We start from the raw sequence: 21,358 nt of genomic DNA, 5'->3' as shown, positions 1-21,358 counted from the left end.
CACCCGACGCCAACGCGCGCGGCCGTTCACGACTGGCGGCGCTTATCGTGCGTCTCGTCCATCCACCGAATGAGCTGTTCGAGCGGTTGTGGACGTGCAATGAGAAATCCCTGGGCTTCGGCGCACCCATTGGTCCGCAACCAGTCCATTTGCGCCTGGACTTCGACGCCTTCCGCAATCACCTGCATGCCCACCCGAGACGCTATCTCGATGATTGCCCCTGCAATGAGCTTGGATTCGTCCACGCTGCCGATTTCCGCGATGAAACTCCGATCGATCTTCAAACGATCCGCCGGAAAATGCCGAAGGTAATTGAGAGATGAGAAGCCGGTACCGAAATCGTCGATCGAGACTGTGGTGCCCATTTCGCGCAGCCCCCTGAGCTGCTCGCCAATGGCGTCGAACGAGCCCATCGCGACCGACTCGGTAATCTCCACTTCGATTTGCGATGCCGCCACGCCACAGGCATCGAGATGGCCACTGAAGCGATCCAGGAAGTCGGGCTGCAGCAATTGCATTGACGACACGTTCACTGCAACCCGTACAGTTCCATAGCCAGCGTCCGCCAGCCTCCGAGCGCTCTCCATCGTCAGCCGCATGAGAATGTCGCCCAGTGGCAGGATGTAGCCGGTCGCTTCGGCAAGCGGAATGAACCGCGAGGGTGGTATCGCCTTACCGTCCGATGCATACCAGCGCGCAAGCGCCTCTACCCCGAGCACCCGTCCAGTCGAGATGTCTACCTGCGGCTGAAGCTCCACCCGGATCTCGCCCGCAGACGCCGCATCTCGAAGTGCAAGGAGTAGCCGATAAGATTCGGCGTGGTGTTGCAGCAGCTTGGGGTCGTGTGTGCTGTGGTGGTCCTGACCATGACGCTTATTGCTTTTGAGGGTTAGCTGAGCACTCTGCAACGCAAGTTTCGCATCGCCCGTGAAATTGCCCAGCGGCAGACAGACGGTGCTGAGACTATATACCTGCCCGAGTTCATAAGGCCGGCCTTGACGTCGGAAGAGCCCCACGACTTCAGATGCCTTCACCTCGGCCTGCGGGCCAACCACAGCGAACAGGTCGTCCTTCACCCGGGCGACCAACACGTTCGCAGGAAAGTGATCACGTAGACGGCTGGCTACCAGCCCCAGGATAAAATCGCCGTAGCCACTCCCAAAGGCCAGGTTGGCACCGGAGAAATTGTCGATATCGATCAGTAGCAAAATATGATCAGCGCGTGCCTCACTGCGCATCAGCATATCCAACGTCCTAATCAATGCGTTGCGGTTGGGTATCTTCAGCAGGTCGTCCTGGTAGGCCATCTCCTCCAGACGGCTAAACAGTGCCACGTTATGGAAGCCACGGCTGATGCTCGCGCTGAATACGCGCAGCAACTCCATTTCAGTGTCGTCGAGTGCGCGACCGGTCGCTACGTAACAGGCATAGTCGGAGCCCGCCTGAAGGCCTGGGAACAGCAAGACGGCTGCATCGTCGAATCGCAGCGATTGCTGCTGGCGCACCGTTTGGCGCAGTCGCTCAGCGACATGGTGTTGATCCAGCGCTTCGATCTGGTCACCCACGTTTCGGTAGAAGCGGCCATTCGCGCTAATGATGCGCAATATCCCTTCACCGGCCCCACCGTCCTCCATCCGGACGCACACGATGCCCTCGGCCTTGACCTCCAGCAACGATGCAATCTCTGTCAGGATCCTCGCGGACAACTCGCGCGTGTCCCGTGAGGTGAACAGAGCATTGCTCGATTCCACAATCGTGTGCAGCCCCCGCCGGGCGCGGGATACTGACCGCAGCTGCGAATAGCTGCGGAAGGCGGCCGTGAGCACCGTGATCAGCCGGTCCGTGCTTAGCTCGCTTTTCGTCCAGTAATCATTGATGTCGCAGTCCTGCATGACCGCCTGTGCCGGTGCCATACCGGGTTCGCCTGTGAGCATGATGATGCGCACCTCGGCGTTGCCGATTACCTCGCGCAGTGTGCGTACGAGGCGCAACCCGGCGTCCTCGGTCTCCATCACCACATCCAGCAGTACGGCCGCAATATCCTGGCGCTCACTAAGCACCAGTGCTGCCTCGCTATAGCTCGATGCAAAGCTGAGTTCGACAGGCGCCCCCAGCAGCTCAAGGTCACTCAAGGCAAACGCCATTGCACGCTGGAAATCAGCGTCATCATCCACTGCAAGCACATGCCACACGCACGGTTCCGCATCTTTGAAGCGTTGTGTATGGACTACCGTTTCTTTTTCTTCCATGAGCATCGCCCAAGCCAGAACGATTGAGGGGTCGTCAGCGCCCATCACGCATCGCGTGGACGTATATGAATGGCGAAACCCACCACCGCGATGAACGCATCAATCGAAGTCTAGACAGCACGCTGCAGACATGACGCCAAAAGACAGTCGTCTCACACACCATCCGATCAACGGTCGACTGTCATCTGGCCTGCCTTATGGAACGGTACGAAACGCGCCCGACTCGAAACCTCTAGCGCGGGACACCCCGCTGGCAATCGCCGATAACTCGCACAGGAGTCTCCATGGCGCTCTGGTTGGTCATTGATCTGGAAGCCACGACCGAAGAAGGCGGCTGGCCCATGGAAGAGATGGAAGTCATCGAGATCGGTGCAAGCCTCGCCGCGGCTGATGGCCAGGAACTGGATCACTTTCAGCGATTCGTACGGCCATTGCGTCGCCCGCTGCTAACGCCCTTCTGCCAGGAGCTTACCCATATCAGTCAGCAAGACGTCGATGATGCAGAAGAATTCAGCCAGGTATGGGGCGCGCTGGAAGAGTGGCTTCAACCCTATCAGGGCCGACTCCAGGCCTGGGTCAGCTGGGGGGATTATGACCGCCGGCAACTTCAATGGGACTGGCAGCGCTATGGTCTGGACAGCAGCCTCGCCGACATCCCGCATATCAATCTGAAACAACGCTTCGCAAAAGCACGCCAGCTTGATCGCCCCGTGGGGCTCAATCGCGCCCTCCAGCTTGCAGGCATTACCTTCAAAGGGGAGCAGCATCGGGCGTTGACCGATGCACGAAACACGGCGCAGCTCCTACGGGGAATCGTACCGAGCTGATCGTGACGAGCCGCCTTGGCTTCGGCATACTTCGGCCTTTCGCCCCATCGTTTAAGGAAGCAGCATGTTCAAGGTCAACGAATACTTTGACGGTACCGTCAAGTCCATCGCCTTCGATACCCAGACAGGCCCCGCAACCATCGGCGTCATGGCTGTCGGCGAGTATGAATTCGGTACCCGTCAGCGCGAGGTGATGCACGTGGTGTCCGGTGCACTTACCGCCAAGCTGCCCGGCAGTGAGGAATGGGTTACCTTCGAAGCAGGCAGTCAATTCGATGTACCGGCCGACAGCAGCTTCCAACTGAAGGTCGCCGTTGAGACTGCCTACCTTTGCGAATACCACTGACACGCCCGGTTTCAGCCGAGCGGCGCGAGTCTAGGCGAACACCGCAGCGGTAACTGTGGTCCACTCGAAGCGACGGTGAAAAGCCGCCCGGCCCGAAATTTCGCCGAGACAGACTGGATGAGGAGACTTTGATGAACGGTAACCCCAACCAAGACAGCCAGACCCGCGATTGCACCCTGACCGGCGCCTTGATCGACGAACAAGGCCGCGAGGTTCCCATCACCGAAGACATGATCCAGCAGGCGTGCGATGAGCTTAAGGACACCTGCATAGGTGGCGACAAGACCACGCACTGATCACGCTTCGCAATCAGCCCGCTGGTGATCCAGCGGGCTTTTTTTTGGACACCCAGAACCTAAGCCGTCAGGCCGCCCTATTGGCGCCAGCGAAGCCGCTGTCGCACCGCCCACAGTCAGCCAACCAATACGCCTATTGCGTTTAGAACCCGGGTCAGTTCCTCATAGCCAGTTGTTTGGCCCTGGATTGCCACGCGCAACCCATCAAGCTCCCTGCGCACCGGGTAATCGCGACGCAGCCGATCGAATGCCAAATGGCGCTCGATGGGCGCGCCCACCAGCGACCGTCTGAAGTCCGCGTCATCCCTGCGCGGGTCATAGATGAATCGGCTGATGGCCTTTAATGCCTCAGCGGGCGGTGCGTCCGCGCTCAACGTGAGCGACAGCCAATGGGCCGGCAGTATGGAGGCGTCATCGACCTCCGGCTCCATGCCGAGGTACTCACAGAACGCCCGATAGATCTGGGACGTGCCGCGCATCTTCCCATCGAGGCTGTATCCAGCGATATGGGGCGTAGCGAGATCGCATAGCGCCGCCAGCGAAGGATCCGCCGCTGGCTCACCTTCCCAAACATCCAGCACCACCCGCAGGTCACCAGAGGCCTTTAGTCGACGGACCAAAGCCTGGGTGTCGACCGTCTCGCCGCGGCTCGCGTTGATCAGCCAACTGCCTGCGGCCAAGTCCGCCAAACGCTCCTCATCAAGCAGATGGTAGGTTGGATGCTCACCCATGCGCTGCAGTGGGGTGTGGACCGTAATTACATCGCAACGAGCGATCAGCTCATCCACCGGCACGTGCGCGAAGCCGGGCTCATTCGCCCGGTAAGGGTCACATACGTTTACGTCCCAGCCGAGCCCTGTGAGCAAAGCCTGGACGCGGCTACCCACCTGGCCTACGCCAATGACGCCGTACCGGCGCCCCGCCGGATCGAGGCCGGTACGCTCTGCCAGCGTGAGCACAGCACCAAGGACGTAATCCACCACGCCTCGCGCATTGCAGCCAGGGGCGCTCGCCCACGCAATCCCCGCGCTGTCACAGTAGGCCGTGTCGATGTGATCCGTTCCGATGGTGCATGTCCCGACGAACCGAACGGATGTACCTGCCAGCAGAGCCTCTGTCACGGGCGTGACGGAGCGGACCAGCAGCACGTCTGCCGTTCGGATATCTTCCCAGCAAATGGCCCGGCCGGGCCGCCGAACGATCTCGCCGAAGGTGCCAAAGAAGGTATCGACATAGGGAATGTTCTCGTCAGCGACGATTCGCATGGAAGCTCCTGTCACGATAGCGATAGCGATAGCGGGCCGGCAGCTTCGCTTCAGCCCCGGCACATAGGCGCGTAGACTAACCGGCTTTTTCCCCCAAAGCAGGTTCCCGATGTCCCCCCGTCATCGCTTCTGCCAATACATTGCGCGCGTCACGCCCGAGCTACGCACGCTTCATACCCTCGCCATCCCGATCGCCATCGCCCAGCTGGCGAGTTCCGCGATGGGTTTCGTCGATACGCTGATGGCCGGCCGATACAGCGCGACCGATCTTGCCGCCGTTGCGCTCGGCAACTCGCTGTGGATGCCGATGTACCTGTTCATGATTGGAGTCCTGCTTGCAACCACGCCCAAGGTCGCGCAAAACCACGGCGCCGGTACCGTGGAACGCATCGGTCCATTGGTTCGCCAGTCAATCTGGCTGGCTGTCGCATTGGGGTGTACGGCAACCGTGCTTTTGTGGTCGGCAAAACCGGTGATGCATGCGATGGGCATTGCACCCGATCTTGCGGCGCTCAGCATGCGATACCTCCGTGCGGCGGCGATGGGCTTTCCGGCAATGGCCCTTTACTACGTGCTTCGCTGCTTCAGTGACGGCATGGGCCGTACCCGGCCCGCCATGATCGTGGGTCTGATTGGCCTGAGCTTGAACGTGCCGCTCAATTACATCTTCATCTACGGGAAATTCGGCATGCCTGCCCTCGGCGGGGTTGGCTGCGGTGTTGCCACGGCAATCGTCATGTGGAGCATGCTGTTAATGATGGTGGGATGGACATACCGTAGCGCCTTCTACCGGCCCGCCGGGCTCTATGATCGCTTCGATAAGCCACAGTGGCCGGTGATACGGGATCTCCTGAGCATCGGTGTGCCCATTGGCGTCGCTATCTTTGCGGAATCGAGCATCTTCGCCGTGATCGCATTACTCATTGGCGGCCTCGGCGCCAACGTCGTAGCAAGTCACCAGATCGCGCTTAACTTCTCGTCGCTTACCTTCATGATTCCGCTCTCCCTCGGCATAGCCGTGACGGTTCGGGTAGGCCATGAGCTGGGTAAGGGCGCGCCCATTCATGCACGCTTCGCCGCGGTGACTGGCATTGCGACTGCGACCGTGTACGCGACCATCGCGCTCGTTTTGATGCTTGTATTCAAGGAGGCAATCGCAGGGATCTACACCCTGGACCCAGCACTCGTTTCGCTCGCCACCACGTTGATCGTCTACGCCGCGCTCTACCAGATATCCGACGCCATACAGGTGACGGCCGCGGGCGCGCTCCGGGGCTATCAGGACACCCGGGTCACCATGGTCATGACCCTCTTCGCGTATTGGGTCATCGGATTGCCTGTCGGTTATACGCTGGGGCTCACCCACTGGTTGGGCGAGCCATCCGGCCCTGCGGGGTTCTGGCAGGGCTTGCTGGCCGGCCTGACCTGCGCTGCCATCATGTTGAGCCTTCGATTGGCTCGGGTCTCACGCAAGCGGATTCGCCTTCGTGACGCTGATAACGTGACTAGCTGACGCGGCCGCAAGACAGGAAGCAGCGCCTCAACCGGCGCTCTTGCGGATCCAATAGAAGTAGGTACCGCCCTCTTCCTGCTGGCCCACGAGTTCGTGGCCCAGAAAGGTGCAGAACTTCGGAATATCCCGGGTCGTCGACGGGTCGGTGGCGACCACCTTCAGTAGGGCTCCGGCTGGCAGATCACGCACCTTGTTGTGGAGCATCATCACGGGCTCCGGGCAATTCAGCCCCGATGCATCCAGTACGGCGTCGGGGTTTGCAGTCACATCAGTCATGGATTCTCCTCGTCGTCCGTCACAGCCGCCGGACGTGGCAGGTGACTTCCTCACGGTCATGGTAAAGCTGCTTGCAGGCCAGGCTCGCTTTGACGTTTCGCGCTTTCAGCCCGTCCCGTATGCGTTGCAACAGTCGCTGCACCTCAGCGTAGCGCTGCTTCATGGGCAGCTTCAGATTGACGATCGCTTCGCGGCAGAGCCCTTCGCCGATCCAGGTCTCCAGCAACGCCGCATTGCGTGCGGGCTTCTCGACGATATCGCACACCATCCAGTCAACTGATTGGCGGGGCCGAAAGGCAAAGCCATCGGCCCGGTAATGTTCGACAAGACCCGAATCCATCAGGTCCACGTCCATGGGGCCGTTATCAATGGCCATCACGTGCATTTCGCGGTTCACCAGTTGCCAGGTCCAGCCGCCAGGGGACGCGCCGAGATCGACGGCACGCATGTCCGGTGCGAGGCGACTATCCCACTGTTCCCTCGGAATGAACTGGTGCCAGGCCTCTTCCAGCTTCAATGTAGAGCGACTCGGTGCACGGCGTGGAAACTTGAGCCGCGGCACGCCGGCAGGCCATCGCGCCGAATTGCAAGGGTCCGCAAGCCCGACAAACACATCGCGGCTGTTTCGAAAGGTCAGGAGCAATCGCGGGGCATCAGGCGAATCCACAAGACGCCCTGCCTTCTTAAGCGCGTTGGTCAGTGGCTTCTCGAACTGCCGGCAAAAGGTCGAAAGCGCTTTACCGTCATTGGTATCGAACACTTCGAGCCAAACGCTACCCACGTTTGGGTAGCCCGCCAATGTATCGAGAAGCACGCTGATACGATCCTGCTCAGGTAACGCAACGTATTCGCCGCGCGCCCATTGCCGGGGAAAGATGAGCGAATTGAAGCGCACCGCCGCCATGAGCCGTTCGGTATCTCCCGGCGCGGGGCAGATGAATTCGGCGAATGCGCTGTCGGGCTTGGCACGGGCATAACCACCGATATCAAGTCGAGCTGCCACATCCGAGAGCTCGGCGCACACTTCGCTTTCGAAGCCTGGACGGCAATGCAGAAGAAGGGTATCCATAACAAACTCCACTACCGGCCGTGTTCAAGCGGCTCGGCAAAGCCCGGCATGATAGCTGAGACGGGAACCTGAGCGTCGATCCATAAGTCCAGTGAAGAGGAAAAAGCTGGTGCGCTGGAAGGTTTCGCCCTCTCGCACTCGAACCGAAAGGCCCGACCGTGCGGGCCGTAAGGAGAAACCATGCCCTCTCTGGATAGCCTGAACTGCCAACGGACCCTCGAGGCCGGCGGCAAGACCTACCACTATTACAGCCTGCCGGATGCGGCCAAGACGCTGGGTGGCCTGGAGAAGCTACCCATGTCACTCAAGGTTCTGCTTGAGAATCTGCTGCGCTGGGAAGATAACGTCACCGTAACGCGCGATGACCTGACCGCCCTTGCCGGCTGGCTGAAGGAACGCCGGGCAGACCGTGAGATTCAGTACCGTCCTGCACGCGTGCTGATGCAGGACTTCACCGGCGTGCCCGCCGTCGTCGACCTCGCGGCAATGCGTGCCGCGGTCGCTGAGGCGGGTGGCGATCCGCAGAAGATCAACCCACTTTCGCCAGTGGACCTCGTCATCGACCACTCCGTCATGGTGGACAAGTTCGGCTCGGCCAGTGCGTTCGAGGAAAACGTCGAGATCGAGATGGAGCGCAACGGTGAGCGCTATGCGTTCCTGCGCTGGGGTCAGAAAGCGTTCGATAACTTCCAGGTCGTTCCCCCGGGTACCGGCATCTGCCACCAGGTCAATCTCGAATACCTGGGTCGTACTGTCTGGACGCGCGACGAAGACGGCAAGACCTTTGCCTTCCCGGATACGCTGGTGGGCACCGACTCGCACACCACCATGATCAACGGCCTTGGCGTACTGGGCTGGGGTGTCGGTGGCATCGAAGCCGAGGCGGCCATGCTCGGCCAGCCCGTTTCGATGCTGATTCCCGAAGTCATTGGCTTCAAGCTGACCGGCAAACTGCGTGAAGGCATCACGGCAACCGATCTGGTACTGACCGTCACCCAGATGCTTCGTAAAAAGGGCGTGGTTGGCAAATTCGTCGAGTTCTACGGGGACGGCCTGGCCGACCTGCCGCTTGCCGACCGCGCAACCATTGCCAACATGGCGCCTGAGTATGGCGCGACGTGTGGCTTCTTCCCGGTCGACGACATCACGCTCGATTATCTGCGTCTCAGCGGCCGCCCGGCGGAAACGGTCGAACTGGTCGAGGCTTACTGCAAGGCGCAGGGGCTGTGGCGCGAACCCGGCCAGGAGCCGGCCTTCACGGATACCCTGTCGCTGGATCTCGGCAGCGTGGAAGCAAGTCTGGCGGGACCTAAGCGCCCTCAGGACCGCGTCGAGTTGCCTAAGGTACCGGCCGCATTCAATGACTTCCTGAGCCTTCGCATGAAGCCCGCGGCCAAGGAAGAAAGCCGTCTCGAAAGCGAAGGCGGTGGCGGAGTCGCGGTAGGCAATGCCGACCAGGTCGATGGCATCGAATACGAGTGGGAAGGCAGCACGCATCACCTGCGTGATGGTGCGGTCGTGATTGCAGCAATCACCTCCTGCACGAACACCTCCAACCCCAACGTGATGATGGCCGCCGGCCTAGTCGCGAAAAAAGCGGTCGAGAAAGGCCTGCAACGCAAACCCTGGGTGAAGAGCTCGCTCGCACCGGGTTCCAAGGTGGTCACCGAATACTTCCAGGCCGCCGGCCTTACCTCATACCTGGATACGCTAGGCTTTGAACTGGTTGGCTACGGTTGCACCACCTGTATCGGTAACTCGGGCCCGCTCCCTGATCCTATCGAGAAAGCCGTCCAGCAAGGCGATCTGACGGTAGCGTCCGTATTGTCGGGCAACCGTAACTTCGAGGGGCGGGTCCACCCGCTTGTACGGACCAACTGGCTCGCTTCGCCACCCCTGGTCGTCGCGTACGCGCTCGCTGGCAGCGTCAAAATGGATCTCTCCACGGAGCCGCTGGGCAACGACAAGGACGGCAACCCGGTCTACCTGCGTGACATCTGGCCGACGCAGCAAGAGATTGCGGACGCCGTACAGAAGGTCGATGCAGGAATGTTCCGCAAGGAATACGCCGATGTTTTCGCCGGCGACGAGAAATGGCAGGGAATCGCAGTGCCCGAAGCCGAGACCTACGTCTGGCAGAATGACTCGACGTACATCCAGCACCCGCCCTTCTTCTCCGACATCGCTGGCGAACCCCCGCGTGTACAGGACATCCACGACGCCCGCATTCTGGCGCTGCTTGGTGACTCGGTGACAACCGACCACATCTCCCCCGCCGGCAACATCAAGGTAGACAGCCCTGCAGGCCGCTACCTTCGCGAGCACGGCGTTGAGCCACGCGACTTCAACTCCTACGGTTCCCGTCGCGGCAACCACGAAGTCATGATGCGCGGTACGTTCGCCAACATCCGCATTCGTAACGAGATGATCGAGGACGAAGGCGGGCTGACCATCCACGTGCCAAGCGGCGAGCAAATGGCGATTTACGATGCCGCCATGAAGTATCAGGCGGAGAACACGCCGCTGGTGATTTTCGCCGGTAAGGAATATGGAACCGGGTCTTCCCGTGACTGGGCGGCAAAAGGGACGAACCTGCTAGGGGTCAAGGCCGTCATCGCGGAGAGCTTCGAGCGTATCCACCGTTCCAACCTGGTGGGCATGGGCGTGCTGCCCCTGCAGTTCACCAACGGACAGGACCGCAAGAGCCTCGGCCTGACCGGGAGGGAAACCATCAGCCTGCTCGGGCTTGATGGTGTGGAGATTCGCCCGCGCATGCCGCTCACGCTGGAGATCAAGCGTGAGGACGGTTCGCTCGACACGGCTGAGCTGCTGTGCCGTATCGACACCTTGAACGAAGTGTCGTACTTCAAGGCCGGCGGCATTCTCCACTACGTGCTTCGCACGCTGCTGGCTGCCTGACCGGGTAGCCCGAATAAGCCCGCGCGGTCGAACGCGCGGGTTTTTTTGTGCCCGATGAAGATCCTCGCGAGAACCAACGCTGCCACGGCGGGTGCACAACGAAACCGTTGTGCCGGGCGCTACTTCGGCTTGGCACTGACATCGGGCTAGATGCCCGCATCGCTCGCCACAGGCCCCGCTATCGCCGCATAACTGCCGTAGGCGGAATCCCGCAGGGCTTCCGCCGGCACCACGCGCCCGGTGTCGATCTCGAGATCGGCGCGAACCCCGAGGGTCGTCGTGCGATTATTCCGCAAACTGGTTATCTCCCCCTCCTCTTTGGATCGCAAAGGCCATTCGCAGCCCGCGGCCGCTGGATTACGCCGCAAACGGCTAATCCACCCTACGGACCTATATGCGCACATCGCTCGCCACAAGCGTAGGGCGGAATCCCGTAAGGGCTTCCGCCGGCACCGCGCGCTCGAAGTCGATCTCGAGATTGGCCCAAAGCCTGAGGTCGCTGTGCGGATTGACTCCGGCACCGTTACCGAAGCCATCTCCCCAATCAGATGGCGCAGAAACCATCGCAGCACGCCCTTCCTAGGCCTAAATAGGCAGAGGCAGCCACACCGGGCAAACCGCCCCACCGCATTCCCGACCTTACCGCAGCCCACAAAAAAGCCCGCGATCAACGCGGGCTCTTTGTTTCAACGGTGATTCACCGGCTAGGCTGGGGCTCGCTATCCGCTTCCTCGTCATCGGGCAACTTGTCACCCTTGTCCTTGCCCTCAGGATGATGGTGCTCGATCACGGCATTCATTTCAGCGCCGAACAACATGACGGCAGACGAGATATAGAAGTAGAGCATCAGCACGATGATGGCGCCGATACTGCCGTACATGGCGTTGTAGTTCGAAAAGTTCTGGACGTAATACGCAAAGCCCAGCGATGCAATGATCCAGACCAACACGCAGATTACGGACCCAGGCGTGATGAAGCGGAATCGCTGCTTCACATCCGGGGCGACCCAGTAAATAAGCGCTACCGCAAAGATGCTCAGACCGATCGCCGCCGGCCACCGCAGGACGGACCAGACCATGACCATCACCTGGTCCAGGCCCACATAGTGTGCAAAGTAGTTCAGCACCTGAGGCCCGATCAGCATGAAGCCTGCGGACAGCTGCAGCAGGATCGCAAGGCCGATGGTGTAGGCAACGGATAGCGGGAAGCGCTTCCAGACGGGCCGGCCCTCCTTCACATCGTAGGCCTTGTTCATGGCATCCATCGCCGAGCGCACGCCCGCTGATGCCGTCCACAAGGCGATGATGATACTGAACGAGAACAGGCCCGACTGCTGTTGCTGGAGCTGTTCGAGGGTGGCATCGACAGGCTCCATCGCCTGGCCCGGCAGGACTAGACGCGCCTGCTCTCGAAGCCAGTCGAAAAAGTTGCCGAGATCGAAGTAGCCCAGCAGAGCGATCAAGAACAGCAGGAAGGGAAACAACGAGAAGAACATCTGGAACGCAAGCGCCGCCGCATAGGTCGGCATTTCGTCATCGATGAACTCTTCAACCGATCGCTTGACCAGCGTGAACGGACTCATTCCTCTGAGAATATTGCCAAACATGAGGATCCTTTACGGCGGCGTGTGTAGAAGGTGGGACCGTTGCGATTGGCGGCAAGTTTCGCGCGCATTACGGGCGTGCGTCAGCTTGCTGCATTGACGCCAATCATCCCCGCCAGGGAACGGGACGCCGCGAGACGTAATCGAAACACTGTCCGATCAGAAACGATACGCATATCGAGACAGTTTTCCAAAAGCCAATCACGGAGCCCACTATGAATAAACCCGCAGATCCGAACGTACACGGTTGGGAACGCGCCGCCTCCATCGCCGGCGGCTTGCTTCTCCTGGGCAAAGGCATTCGCAAAGGCGGCCTCGGCGGCATGGTCCAGCTCGCCATGGGCGGCATGGCAGTCGCGCGCGGCTTCAGTGGCAAGTGCGCAGCCAAGCGTGCAATCGCCGACGCGCTCAACAGCAGCTCCAGCGCGCACGACCACCGTCCGCTGGCGGATACGGCAGCCGCTGCCGTACGCGGTACTACCGTTGCAGGCCACGACAAGCCCGCAACAACTGCGCCCACAGCAGCTACCGCACCCACGGCAAGCAATCCTCAGCCTTCAATGTAAGGCGTATCAGGGCGCTTCCTCGAAGCGCCCTGCGCGTTGCGCCCAATTTCTGCTCCTACCCTCGCAGCTCGCCCTCAGGGGGCGGTCTCGACGCTTCCGATATCGATGCCTTGGCTTCGCATAAGTCGCCAGCCCCTTGGACGCCTCGCAACCATCGACATAGACGCTGGCAAAGCGACGGCCAGCTGGGCAGAATGGCCCGATGAGCGACATTCAATATCCCCCTTGTATCGATACGCCGGACGACCGTTGGCGATTCCCTGCAGCGCTGGATGATTGCGCTTGCGCGACGGTCGCAGTGCACCATGAGCGCTTTGATACGGACGCCTTTACACAGCTCGCACTGCAGCGCCCGGAGCATCTCACCACCGCCGCGACAAAGCGCCAGGCCGAATACCTGGGCGGACGCGTCTGCGCCCGACGTACATTGGAATGCCTTCAAGGCCCCAGGAGCGAGCTCCCGATCGACGCTGAACGTGTGCCCCAATGGCCGGTGGGCTTTTGCGGCTCGATCACACACAGCAAGGGATTCGCGGCGGCCGTCAGCGGCCGCCACCGAAGCTGGCAATCCCTGGGCTTGGACCTCGAACATCTGCTCGAGGGCACCCGCGCCGAGCGACTTGCGCATGAGATCCTGACCGAGGCCGAGCGAACACGCTTCAGCGACTGGACGCCGTCCACGCTCGTAACCCTCGTGTTCTCCTTCAAGGAAAGCTTATTCAAAGCGCTCTATCCCCTCACCCGCCGCCGGTTCTACTTTCAGGACGCCGAAGTGATCGACCTGACCTACGATGGCCAGGCGCAACTGGCACTGCGCACCGACCTTTCCAACGAGTGGCGCGCCGGCCAACAAGTGAGCGGCCAATTCATTCAGCTCGGCGACCACCTTCTCAGCCTCGTCGCGGTCCCTGCCGAGATCTAGAGCGCGCGCGCCGCGCTCCAGCCCTTCCCGCAGAAACAAAAAAGCCCGTCTCGAGGACGGGCTTTTGGTCTGCGACTGGCCGTATCAGGAACGAGCCGGCTCATGTGTGACCGGCGTTTCCGGCGGTGTTACGGCCGCGGCGGCTGGGCCCGCCGCCAGGCCTTCCTTCAGCGCGTTTTCGTCCAGCTGCTTGCACCACTTGGCAACAACGATGGTCGCAACACCGTTACCAATGAGATTGGTCAGCGCGCGGGCCTCGGACATGAAGCGGTCGATACCCAGGATCAGCGCCAGGCCGGCAACCGGCAGGTGACCAACAGCGGACAGGGTCGCGGCAAGGACGATGAAGCCACTACCCGTGACACCCGCAGCGCCCTTCGAGGCGATCAACAGGACAGCCAGCAGGGTGATCTGGTGGGTAAGGTCCATCGGCGTGTCAGTCGCCTGGGCGATGAAGACCGCAGCCATGGTCAGGTAGATCGATGTGCCGTCCAGGTTGAATGAATAGCCGGTCGGAATGACCAGACCAACGACGGACTTCTGAGCACCCAGCTTCTGCATCTTGTCGATCATGCGCGGCAGTGCCGTCTCAGAGGACGACGTGCCCAGGACGATCAGCAGTTCTTCGCGGATGTACTTGATGAAGCTGACGATGCTGAAACCGTGTACCCGAGCAATCGTCCCAAGCACTATCAGGACGAACAGCACGCACGTGATATAGAAGCACACCATCAGGTAGCCGAGCTGTACCAGCGAACCGACGCCGTACTTGCCAATAGTGAAGGCCATGGCGCCCAAAGCACCCAGCGGCGCGACACGCATCACCACACCGATGATGTTGAACAGCACCTGGGAGATACGCTCGATGAACTCGAACACCGGGCGGCCGTAGTCACCAATGCGGTGCAGGGCGTAACCGAAGAGCACCGAGAAGAACAGCACCTGAAGGATCTCGCCTTCGGCGAAGGCCCCTACTACGGTATTCGGAATCACGTTGAGCAGGAACTGGATGGTGCTCTGCTTCTCGCCAGCAGCGGCATAGGCCGCAATACCCGTGGCGTCCAGAGTGGTCGGATCAACGTGCATGCCAGCGCCAGGCTGGACGATGTTGACCACAATTAGGCCAATGACCAGCGCGATTGTCGAAACCACTTCAAAGTAAAGCAGCGCATAACCACCCGTCTTGCCGACAGCCTTCATGCTTTGCATGCCGGCGATACCGGTCACGACGGTACAGAAAATGATCGGCGCGATGACCATCTTGATCAGCTTGATGAAGCCGTCGCCCAGGGGTTTCAGCGCGGTACCGGTTTCAGGATAGAAATGGCCGATGAGCACGCCAATAACGATGGCGAACAGGACCTGAACGTACAGAATCTTGTAGAACGGTTGGCGAACGGGGGTTTCAGCAGACATGGCAAACCTCGCTGGCACGTTCGTCGATCCATCGAGCCGAGCGCACCTGATTCCAGAAACCCTCCTTTCTGGAGGGATTTGTTCTGCACCGATAAAAACGTCGGTTGCTCAGGCTGAGCAAAGCGCGTGCCGAAACCCATTGAAATACTTAAATCTCAGAGAATCAGTGACTTAACATGCGGTTGCATTTGAGATTTGCGTCTTCTGCTTGGCGGATGTTCGCCCGCTCGGTCGCTCTACACCCGCGTGCATGGCGGTTTTCCGCACAAAACATCTACGGACTTCGCCATTGCCGTTGGCTCATGCACAGGCTGCCGCCGCGTCCATAGCCAGATAGGATGTGCACGCCTCTTGACGGTAACGCATGCGGCAATCCGTGCTCCGCTGCATCGACTCGTTCAGCTGGCCCGGCAATTGTCGGCCAGTTCTAGCGAATGCATCGCCAATATCGCCTCCAGCGGATTCGCCTAATTGGAGATGAGCAGCGCGACAATTTGCACACTCATGACCGCTATCATGGCGCCCTGCTGTATCCGTCCTGTAGCGCTCGATTGTCGCACTGATCTGTTGCTCCGCCCCCTTGACAAACAACACTACATCTAGTGGTTGGGCGTGAAGGCAAAAAAGCGGTTTCGTCGGCAAAAAAAGCGCGACAAACGGCACACACCGCCCTACCCCAGCGGCTCCGCCCTCTCTAGCGAAGTACGCAAAGGTAACCCACAGATTTATCCACAGGATACGCCAGGCAAGACGGCTTGCCTGATCCCCTCACAACCTCTATCTTGTATCGCCATCGACACGGGCCAACTACATATTGGGTCCGCGTCAGAAAAGGCACCACAACACGGCAGTACGAAAAATGGTTTGTCAACACGACAGGCCATGTACTGACTGCAATGTTTTTTGGCAATCCTTATGGTTGTTTCGGCAGGGCGAACACGCGTATCTACCGATTAGCGCATCGCCCGAGAAGATGTGTTTCAAGCCAGCACGAAACACTAGGGATTGTGGTCATGGTTAAAACGTGACCGGCTTTGGGTCCATGGAGGGCGCACAAGTCCTGCGCCGTATTCCCAAGCCAACAATTGCCGCGTCGGCCTCGTGCCGACGTGTTGCATTGGGCTTTGACTGAACAGTGGGCACCCTCGTGTGCCCGAACTTTTGAATGTGGAGAGCACTTCATGCAAACAGACACCACTCGCGAGAACCCGACGGCCGCTGCGCCAAGGTCCGCCGATAACGGCCTCGACCTGAACGCCACGGCGCCGGGCCAGCTGCGTGTGATCAAGCGCAACGGTACCGTCGTCCCGTACACCGATGACAAGATCACCGTCGCGATCACCAAGGCATTCCTCGCAGTGGAAGGCGGCAACGCCGCCGCGTCTTCGCGTATTCATGACACCGTCCGCCGTCTGACCGAGCAGGTCACCGCGACCTTCAAGCGTCGCATGCCTTCCGGCGGCACCATCCACATCGAAGAAATCCAGGATCAAGTCGAACTGGCCTTGATGCGCGCCGGCGAACAAAAGGTTGCGCGCGACTATGTGATCTATCGCGAAGCCCGCGCCAACGAGCGCAAGACCGCTGCCGGTAGTGATATTGCCCAGCCGCACCCCAGCATTCGCGTGACCAAGGCCGACGGCAGCCTGCAGCCGCTGGACATGGGCCGACTGCAAACCATCATTTCCGAAGCCTGCGAAGGCCTGGCCGAAGTCGATAGCGCCCTGATCGAGCGCGAAACTCTCAAGAACCTCTACGACGGCGTTGCCGAGAAAGACGTCAACACCGCTCTGGTGATGACCGCGCGGACCCTTGTCGAGCGTGAGCCCAACTACAGCCAGGTGACGGCTCGCCTGCTGATGGACACCCTGCGTGCCGAAGCACTGGGCTTCCTGGGCGTGGCCGAGTCCGCCACTCACCACGAGATGGCCGAGCTGTATGCCAAGGCCCTGCCTGCTTACGTCGAAAAAGGTTCCGAGTTCGAACTGATCGACTCCAAGCTCAAGGAGTACGACCTGGAGCGCCTGGGCGCTGCGCTGAACCACGAGCGCGACCAGCAGTTCACCTATCTCGGCCTGCAGACCCTGTACGATCGCTACTTCATCCACAAGGATGGCGTGCGTTTCGAACTGCCGCAGATCTTCTTCATGCGCGTCGCCATGGGTCTGGCCATCGAAGAGAAGCAGGACCGCGAAGCGCGTGCGATCGAGTTCTACAACCTGCTCTCCTCCTTCGACTACATGTCGTCGACTCCGACGCTGTTCAACGCCGGCACCCTGCGTCCGCAGCTGTCGTCCTGCTACCTGACCACCGTTCCGGACGACCTGTCAGGTATCTACGGCGCGATCCACGATAACGCCATGCTCTCCAAGTTCGCCGGTGGCCTGGGCAACGACTGGACGCCCGTCCGTGCACTGGGTTCCTACATCAAGGGCACCAACGGCAAATCCCAGGGCGTCGTCCCCTTCCTGAAAGTCGTCAACGACACCGCCGTTGCCGTCAACCAGGGTGGCAAGCGCAAGGGCGCCGTCTGTGCCTACCTGGAAACCTGGCACCTCGACATCGAAGAATTCATCGAGCTGCGCAAGAACACCGGTGACGACCGTCGCCGTACCCACGACATGAACACCGCGAACTGGATTCCGGACCTGTTCATGAAGCGCGTCTTCGATGACGGCCAGTGGACCCTGTTCTCGCCTTCCGACGTACCGGACCTGCACGACCTCACCGGCAAGGCCTTCGAGGAGCGCTACGAGTACTACGAAGAGCTGACCAAGTACGGCAAGATCAAGCTGTTCAAGACCCTGCCTGCGAAGGACCTGTGGCGCAAGATGCTCTCGATGCTGTTCGAGACCGGCCACCCATGGCTCACCTTCAAGGACCCATGCAACCTGCGCAGCCCGCAGCAGCATGTGGGCGTGGTTCACAGCTCGAACCTGTGCACCGAGATCACCCTGAACACCAACAAGGACGAGATCGCGGTCTGCAACCTGGGTTCCGTGAACCTGGTCAACCACATCGTCGACGGCAAGCTGGATGTCGCCAAGCTCGAGAAGACCGTACGCACCGCCGTACGCATGCTCGACAACGTGATCGACATCAACTACTACAGCGTGCCGCAGGCCAAGAACTCCAACATGAAGCACCGTCCGGTCGGCCTCGGCCTGATGGGCTTCCAGGATGCGCTGTACCTGCAGCACATCCCGTACGGTTCCGACGCCGCGATCGAGTTCGCCGACCAGTCGATGGAAGCGATCAGCTACTTCGCCATCCAGGCCTCCTGTGACCTGGCCGACGAGCGTGGCGCGTACTCCACCTTCGAAGGCTCGCTGTGGAGCAAGGGCATCCTGCCGCTGGACTCACAGCAGATCCTGATCGAAGCGCGTGGCCAGAAGTACATCGACGTCGACCTGAACGAGACCCTGGACTGGGCCCCGATCCGCGAGCGCGTCAAGAAAGGTATTCGTAACTCGAACATCATGGCCATCGCGCCAACCGCGACCATCGCCAACATTACCGGCGTATCGCAGTCCATCGAGCCGACCTACCAGAACCTCTACGTGAAGTCGAACCTGTCGGGCGAGTTCACCGTGATCAACCCCTACCTCGTCCGCGACCTCAAGGCGCGTGACCTGTGGGATCCGGTCATGGTCAACGACCTCAAGTACTACGACGGCTCCGTGCAGCAGATCGAGCGCATCCCGCAAGATCTGAAAGACCTGTACGCCACGGCCTTCGAAGTCGAGACCCGTTGGATCGTCGACGCGGCCAGCCGTCGCCAGAAGTGGATCGATCAGGCGCAGTCGCTCAACCTGTACATCGCCGGCGCATCGGGCAAGAAGCTCGACGTGACCTACCGCATGGCCTGGTACCGTGGTCTGAAAACCACTTACTACCTCCGTGCCCTGGCCGCGACCAGCACCGAGAAGTCCACCATCAACACCGGCAAGCTGAACGCCGTGTCGAGCGGTGGCAAGGAAGGCCTGCAGGCCGCACCTGCTCCGGTCGAGGCGATGGAGCCGAAGCCGGCACCGGTGCCGGCGGCGTGCAGCATCGATAATCCCGACTGCGAAGCCTGCCAATAAGGCTTACGCAGCTCCCAGAGCGGGCCTTCGCGTTGTTGCGTGGAGGTCCGGGCCCCATCACGTACACCAGTACGCTCAGGGGACCCGAACCTCCCCGCGCCTAGCGCTGACCCACCCTGGAAACTGCTCGATCGCAGGAGCGGTAGGCGGAGTTCGCTGGGATTGCTTTGCTCCGCTCGCACCTACTGAACCACCTGCTCCACCCGCGACGCCAAGGATTAAGTGCCTCAGCGCCGCCCAGACACGAACTACCCCGGTCATTTCGATGACCGGGTCCGGCGAAGACCGCCAACTGCCCTCTTCGCCCTAACCGTTTTTAGCTTTTGCGTGCACCGCCACAGCAAACACCATTCACGACCGGCCCACGCGCCGGTCCACGACCAGGAGACGCCACCATGCTGAGCTGGGACGAATTCGACAAACCCGAAGAAACCACCGCACCCAAGCAGGCCAACAAGCAGCAGCCGATCCAGGCTGATGCCGACATGAGCCTCGAAGCCCTGAACGCCGCTGGCGGCGCCATGGCCAACGAAGCCCGCGCGGTTGATGCCGGCGACTCCGACGCCGTCGCCCGTGCCAAGGCTGCACTGAACGACCTCGACATTCAGGAAGGCCTCGACGACCTCGAAGGCTCGTCCGCCCGCGTGCACGTCGGCGACAAGCAGATGATCAACGCCCGCGCCGACCTTAACCAGCTCGTGCCTTTCAAGTACGACTGGGCCTGGCAGAAGTATCTGGATGGTTGCGCCAACCACTGGATGCCGCAGGAAGTGAACATGAACGCGGACATTGCCTTGTGGAAGTCCGCTGACGGCCTGACCGAAGACGAGCGCCGCATCGTCAAGCGCAACCTCGGCTTCTTCTCCACCGCCGACTCGCTGGTTGCCAACAACCTCGTGCTTGCCGTCTACCGTCTGATCACCAACCCCGAGTGCCGCCAGTACATCCTGCGCCAAGCGTTCGAAGAGGCAATCCACACCCACGCGTACCAGTACTGCATCGAATCGCTGGGCATGGACGAAGGCGAGATCTTCAACATGTACCACGAAATTCCGAGCGTCGCGAAGAAAGCGTCCTGGGGACTGAAGTACACCCGCTCCATCTCCGACCCCGAGTTCAAGACCGGCACCCCTGAGACCGACCGCCAGTTCCTGCGCAACCTCATTGCGTACTACTGCGTCCTGGAAGGCATCTTCTTCTACTGCGGCTTCACCCAGATCCTCTCCATGGGCCGCCGCAACAAGATGACCGGCACCGCCGAGCAGTTCCAGTACATCCTGCGTGACGAGTCCATGCACCTGAACTTCGGCATCGACATGATCAACCAGATCAAGATCGAAAACCCACACCTGTGGGACGCCCAGATGAAGGACGAAGCGACCCAGATGATCCTCCAGGGCACGCAGCTGGAAATCGAATACGCCCGCGACACCATGCCCCGCGGCGTCCTCGGCATGAACGCCGCGATGATGGAGGACTACCTCAAATTCATCGCCAACCGCCGCCTCACCCAGATCGGCCTGAAAGAAGAATACCCAGGCACCGCGAATCCGTTCCCATGGATGAGCGAGATCATGGACCTGAAGAAAGAGAAGAACTTCTTCGAGACGCGGGTTATTGAATATCAGACTGGCGGGGCGTTGAGCTGGGATTGATGGCAATTCCTAAGGTTACGGTAGCTTCGCCCTACACCTGCCGTGGATGTTGTGGTTAAAGCTTCGAAAAAAAAGCCCCGCCTAGTGCGGGGCTTTTTTTATTGAGGCAGTAAATATTGATCGTTCCCCCCCTCATCGCGGGAGCGTAGCTGTCGACGCTCTGCGTCGATCAATGTCGAATCCAGTACTGACCCCATCTAAGCCATAGGTCAAGAATAGGACGCGGAGCGTCCGTGCCAAGCGTGCCCACGCAGAGCGTGGGCACTATCAATCAACACCTATCTTGCAGACGAACCAATCAGGATGGCCATCTGGGATCGTGTTTGATCGTTCCCACGCTCTGCATTCTGA

General features: G+C 60.4%; 16 protein-coding genes. 9 read left to right on the top strand and 7 right to left on the bottom strand.

What is annotated here, in order from left to right; all coding sequences use genetic code 11:
- Positions 1 to 26: 26 nt before the first annotated feature.
- On the bottom strand, positions 27 to 2,249 hold the full coding sequence (locus tag ACY8D3_RS08020; protein ID WP_462383162.1) for a putative bifunctional diguanylate cyclase/phosphodiesterase: 2,223 nt from the start codon (positions 2,247 to 2,249) through the stop codon (positions 27 to 29).
- A 284-nt stretch (positions 2,250 to 2,533) separates the two neighbouring features.
- On the opposite strand from ACY8D3_RS08020, the gene ACY8D3_RS08015 reads away from it, so the two are divergent.
- The 3 genes from ACY8D3_RS08015 (at position 2,534) to ACY8D3_RS08005 (ending at position 3,718) form a co-directional block, all read left to right on the top strand.
- On the top strand, positions 2,534 to 3,076 hold the full coding sequence (locus ACY8D3_RS08015) for a 3'-5' exonuclease (RefSeq protein WP_462383161.1): 543 nt from the start codon (positions 2,534 to 2,536) through the stop codon (positions 3,074 to 3,076).
- Between the two features lie 64 nt (positions 3,077 to 3,140).
- Positions 3,141 to 3,422 carry a pyrimidine/purine nucleoside phosphorylase gene (gene ppnP, locus ACY8D3_RS08010; protein WP_462383159.1) on the top strand — a complete coding sequence of 94 codons (282 nt, stop codon included), beginning with the start codon at positions 3,141 to 3,143 and terminating at the stop codon, positions 3,420 to 3,422.
- 131 nt (positions 3,423 to 3,553) lie between these two features.
- A complete protein-coding gene (locus ACY8D3_RS08005) occupies positions 3,554 to 3,718 on the top strand; it encodes a PA1571 family protein (RefSeq protein ID WP_462383157.1) in 165 nt (54 codons plus the stop codon).
- 116 nt (positions 3,719 to 3,834) lie between these two features.
- On the opposite strand, the gene pdxB is transcribed toward ACY8D3_RS08005, so the two are convergent.
- Positions 3,835 to 4,983: a 4-phosphoerythronate dehydrogenase PdxB gene (gene pdxB, locus ACY8D3_RS08000; protein ID WP_462383156.1), complete on the bottom strand. Its 1,149-nt coding sequence runs from the start codon at positions 4,981 to 4,983 to the stop codon at positions 3,835 to 3,837.
- 109 nt (positions 4,984 to 5,092) lie between these two features.
- Here pdxB and ACY8D3_RS07995 point away from each other — a divergent pair, with 109 nt between their 5' ends.
- Positions 5,093 to 6,496, top strand: a complete 1,404-nt coding sequence (locus ACY8D3_RS07995) for an MATE family efflux transporter (RefSeq protein WP_462383154.1) — start codon at positions 5,093 to 5,095, stop codon at positions 6,494 to 6,496.
- Between the two features lie 27 nt (positions 6,497 to 6,523).
- Here the strand turns inward: ACY8D3_RS07995 and tusA are convergent, their stop codons facing one another.
- Entirely contained in the window at positions 6,524 to 6,763 is a 240-nt protein-coding gene (tusA, locus tag ACY8D3_RS07990; RefSeq protein WP_462384295.1) for a sulfurtransferase TusA, read from the bottom strand.
- A 28-nt stretch (positions 6,764 to 6,791) separates the two neighbouring features.
- Positions 6,792 to 7,841: a 23S rRNA (cytidine(2498)-2'-O)-methyltransferase RlmM gene (gene rlmM, locus ACY8D3_RS07985; protein ID WP_462383152.1), complete on the bottom strand. Its 1,050-nt coding sequence runs from the start codon at positions 7,839 to 7,841 to the stop codon at positions 6,792 to 6,794.
- A 180-nt stretch (positions 7,842 to 8,021) separates the two neighbouring features.
- Between rlmM and acnA the strand changes: the two genes are divergently transcribed.
- The gene (acnA, locus tag ACY8D3_RS07980) at positions 8,022 to 10,760 is read left to right on the top strand and encodes an aconitate hydratase AcnA (RefSeq protein ID WP_462383150.1); all 2,739 of its coding nucleotides are present in this window, start codon (positions 8,022 to 8,024) and stop codon (positions 10,758 to 10,760) included.
- Positions 10,761 to 10,906: 146 nt separating this feature from the next.
- On the opposite strand, the gene ACY8D3_RS07975 is transcribed toward acnA, so the two are convergent.
- Together ACY8D3_RS07975 and ACY8D3_RS07970 are read right to left on the bottom strand one after the other, a co-directional pair.
- A complete protein-coding gene (locus ACY8D3_RS07975; RefSeq protein ID WP_462383148.1) occupies positions 10,907 to 11,056 on the bottom strand; it encodes a hypothetical protein in 150 nt (49 codons plus the stop codon).
- A gap of 401 nt (positions 11,057 to 11,457) precedes the next feature.
- A complete protein-coding gene (locus ACY8D3_RS07970) occupies positions 11,458 to 12,366 on the bottom strand; it encodes a YihY/virulence factor BrkB family protein (RefSeq protein WP_462383146.1) in 909 nt (302 codons plus the stop codon).
- A 212-nt stretch (positions 12,367 to 12,578) separates the two neighbouring features.
- Here ACY8D3_RS07970 and ACY8D3_RS07965 point away from each other — a divergent pair, with 212 nt between their 5' ends.
- Positions 12,579 to 12,929: a DUF2892 domain-containing protein gene (locus ACY8D3_RS07965; protein WP_462383144.1), complete on the top strand. Its 351-nt coding sequence runs from the start codon at positions 12,579 to 12,581 to the stop codon at positions 12,927 to 12,929.
- Positions 12,930 to 13,131: 202 nt separating this feature from the next.
- Positions 13,132 to 13,851 (top strand): 4'-phosphopantetheinyl transferase family protein, encoded by a 720-nt coding sequence (locus ACY8D3_RS07960; RefSeq protein WP_462383143.1) that lies wholly within the window; start codon positions 13,132 to 13,134, stop codon positions 13,849 to 13,851.
- 84 nt (positions 13,852 to 13,935) lie between these two features.
- On the opposite strand, the gene ACY8D3_RS07955 is transcribed toward ACY8D3_RS07960, so the two are convergent.
- The gene (locus ACY8D3_RS07955) at positions 13,936 to 15,267 is read right to left on the bottom strand and encodes a dicarboxylate/amino acid:cation symporter (protein WP_462383141.1); all 1,332 of its coding nucleotides are present in this window, start codon (positions 15,265 to 15,267) and stop codon (positions 13,936 to 13,938) included.
- Between the two features lie 1,181 nt (positions 15,268 to 16,448).
- On the opposite strand from ACY8D3_RS07955, the gene ACY8D3_RS07950 reads away from it, so the two are divergent.
- Positions 16,449 to 19,352, top strand: a complete 2,904-nt coding sequence (locus tag ACY8D3_RS07950) for a ribonucleoside-diphosphate reductase subunit alpha (protein ID WP_462383139.1) — start codon at positions 16,449 to 16,451, stop codon at positions 19,350 to 19,352.
- A gap of 395 nt (positions 19,353 to 19,747) precedes the next feature.
- Positions 19,748 to 21,007 (top strand): ribonucleotide-diphosphate reductase subunit beta, encoded by a 1,260-nt coding sequence (locus ACY8D3_RS07945; protein WP_462383137.1) that lies wholly within the window; start codon positions 19,748 to 19,750, stop codon positions 21,005 to 21,007.
- Positions 21,008 to 21,358 lie beyond the last annotated feature (351 nt).

The organism is Pseudomonas sp. Marseille-QA0892 (assembly GCF_054950135.1).
Note: the sequence above shows the minus strand (reverse complement) of the source record. Positions and strands in the feature narration are given on the sequence as shown.

Excerpts from the sequence above, each read along its gene's own strand:
- ACY8D3_RS08020 (WP_462383162.1), bottom strand. The coding sequence starts at position 2,249 with ATGGAAGAAAAAGAAACGGTAGTCCATACACAACGCTTCAAAGATGCG.
- ACY8D3_RS08015 (WP_462383161.1), top strand. The coding sequence starts at position 2,534 with ATGGCGCTCTGGTTGGTCATTGATCTGGAAGCCACGACCGAAGAAGGC.
- ppnP (WP_462383159.1), top strand. The coding sequence starts at position 3,141 with ATGTTCAAGGTCAACGAATACTTTGACGGTACCGTCAAGTCCATCGCC.
- ACY8D3_RS08005 (WP_462383157.1), top strand. The coding sequence starts at position 3,554 with ATGAACGGTAACCCCAACCAAGACAGCCAGACCCGCGATTGCACCCTG.
- pdxB (WP_462383156.1), bottom strand. The coding sequence starts at position 4,983 with ATGCGAATCGTCGCTGACGAGAACATTCCCTATGTCGATACCTTCTTT.
- ACY8D3_RS07995 (WP_462383154.1), top strand. The coding sequence starts at position 5,093 with ATGTCCCCCCGTCATCGCTTCTGCCAATACATTGCGCGCGTCACGCCC.
- rlmM (WP_462383152.1), bottom strand. The coding sequence starts at position 7,841 with ATGGATACCCTTCTTCTGCATTGCCGTCCAGGCTTCGAAAGCGAAGTG.
- acnA (WP_462383150.1), top strand. The coding sequence starts at position 8,022 with ATGCCCTCTCTGGATAGCCTGAACTGCCAACGGACCCTCGAGGCCGGC.
- ACY8D3_RS07970 (WP_462383146.1), bottom strand. The coding sequence starts at position 12,366 with ATGTTTGGCAATATTCTCAGAGGAATGAGTCCGTTCACGCTGGTCAAG.
- ACY8D3_RS07965 (WP_462383144.1), top strand. The coding sequence starts at position 12,579 with ATGAATAAACCCGCAGATCCGAACGTACACGGTTGGGAACGCGCCGCC.
- ACY8D3_RS07960 (WP_462383143.1), top strand. The coding sequence starts at position 13,132 with ATGAGCGACATTCAATATCCCCCTTGTATCGATACGCCGGACGACCGT.
- ACY8D3_RS07955 (WP_462383141.1), bottom strand. The coding sequence starts at position 15,267 with ATGTCTGCTGAAACCCCCGTTCGCCAACCGTTCTACAAGATTCTGTAC.
- ACY8D3_RS07950 (WP_462383139.1), top strand. The coding sequence starts at position 16,449 with ATGCAAACAGACACCACTCGCGAGAACCCGACGGCCGCTGCGCCAAGG.
- ACY8D3_RS07945 (WP_462383137.1), top strand. The coding sequence starts at position 19,748 with ATGCTGAGCTGGGACGAATTCGACAAACCCGAAGAAACCACCGCACCC.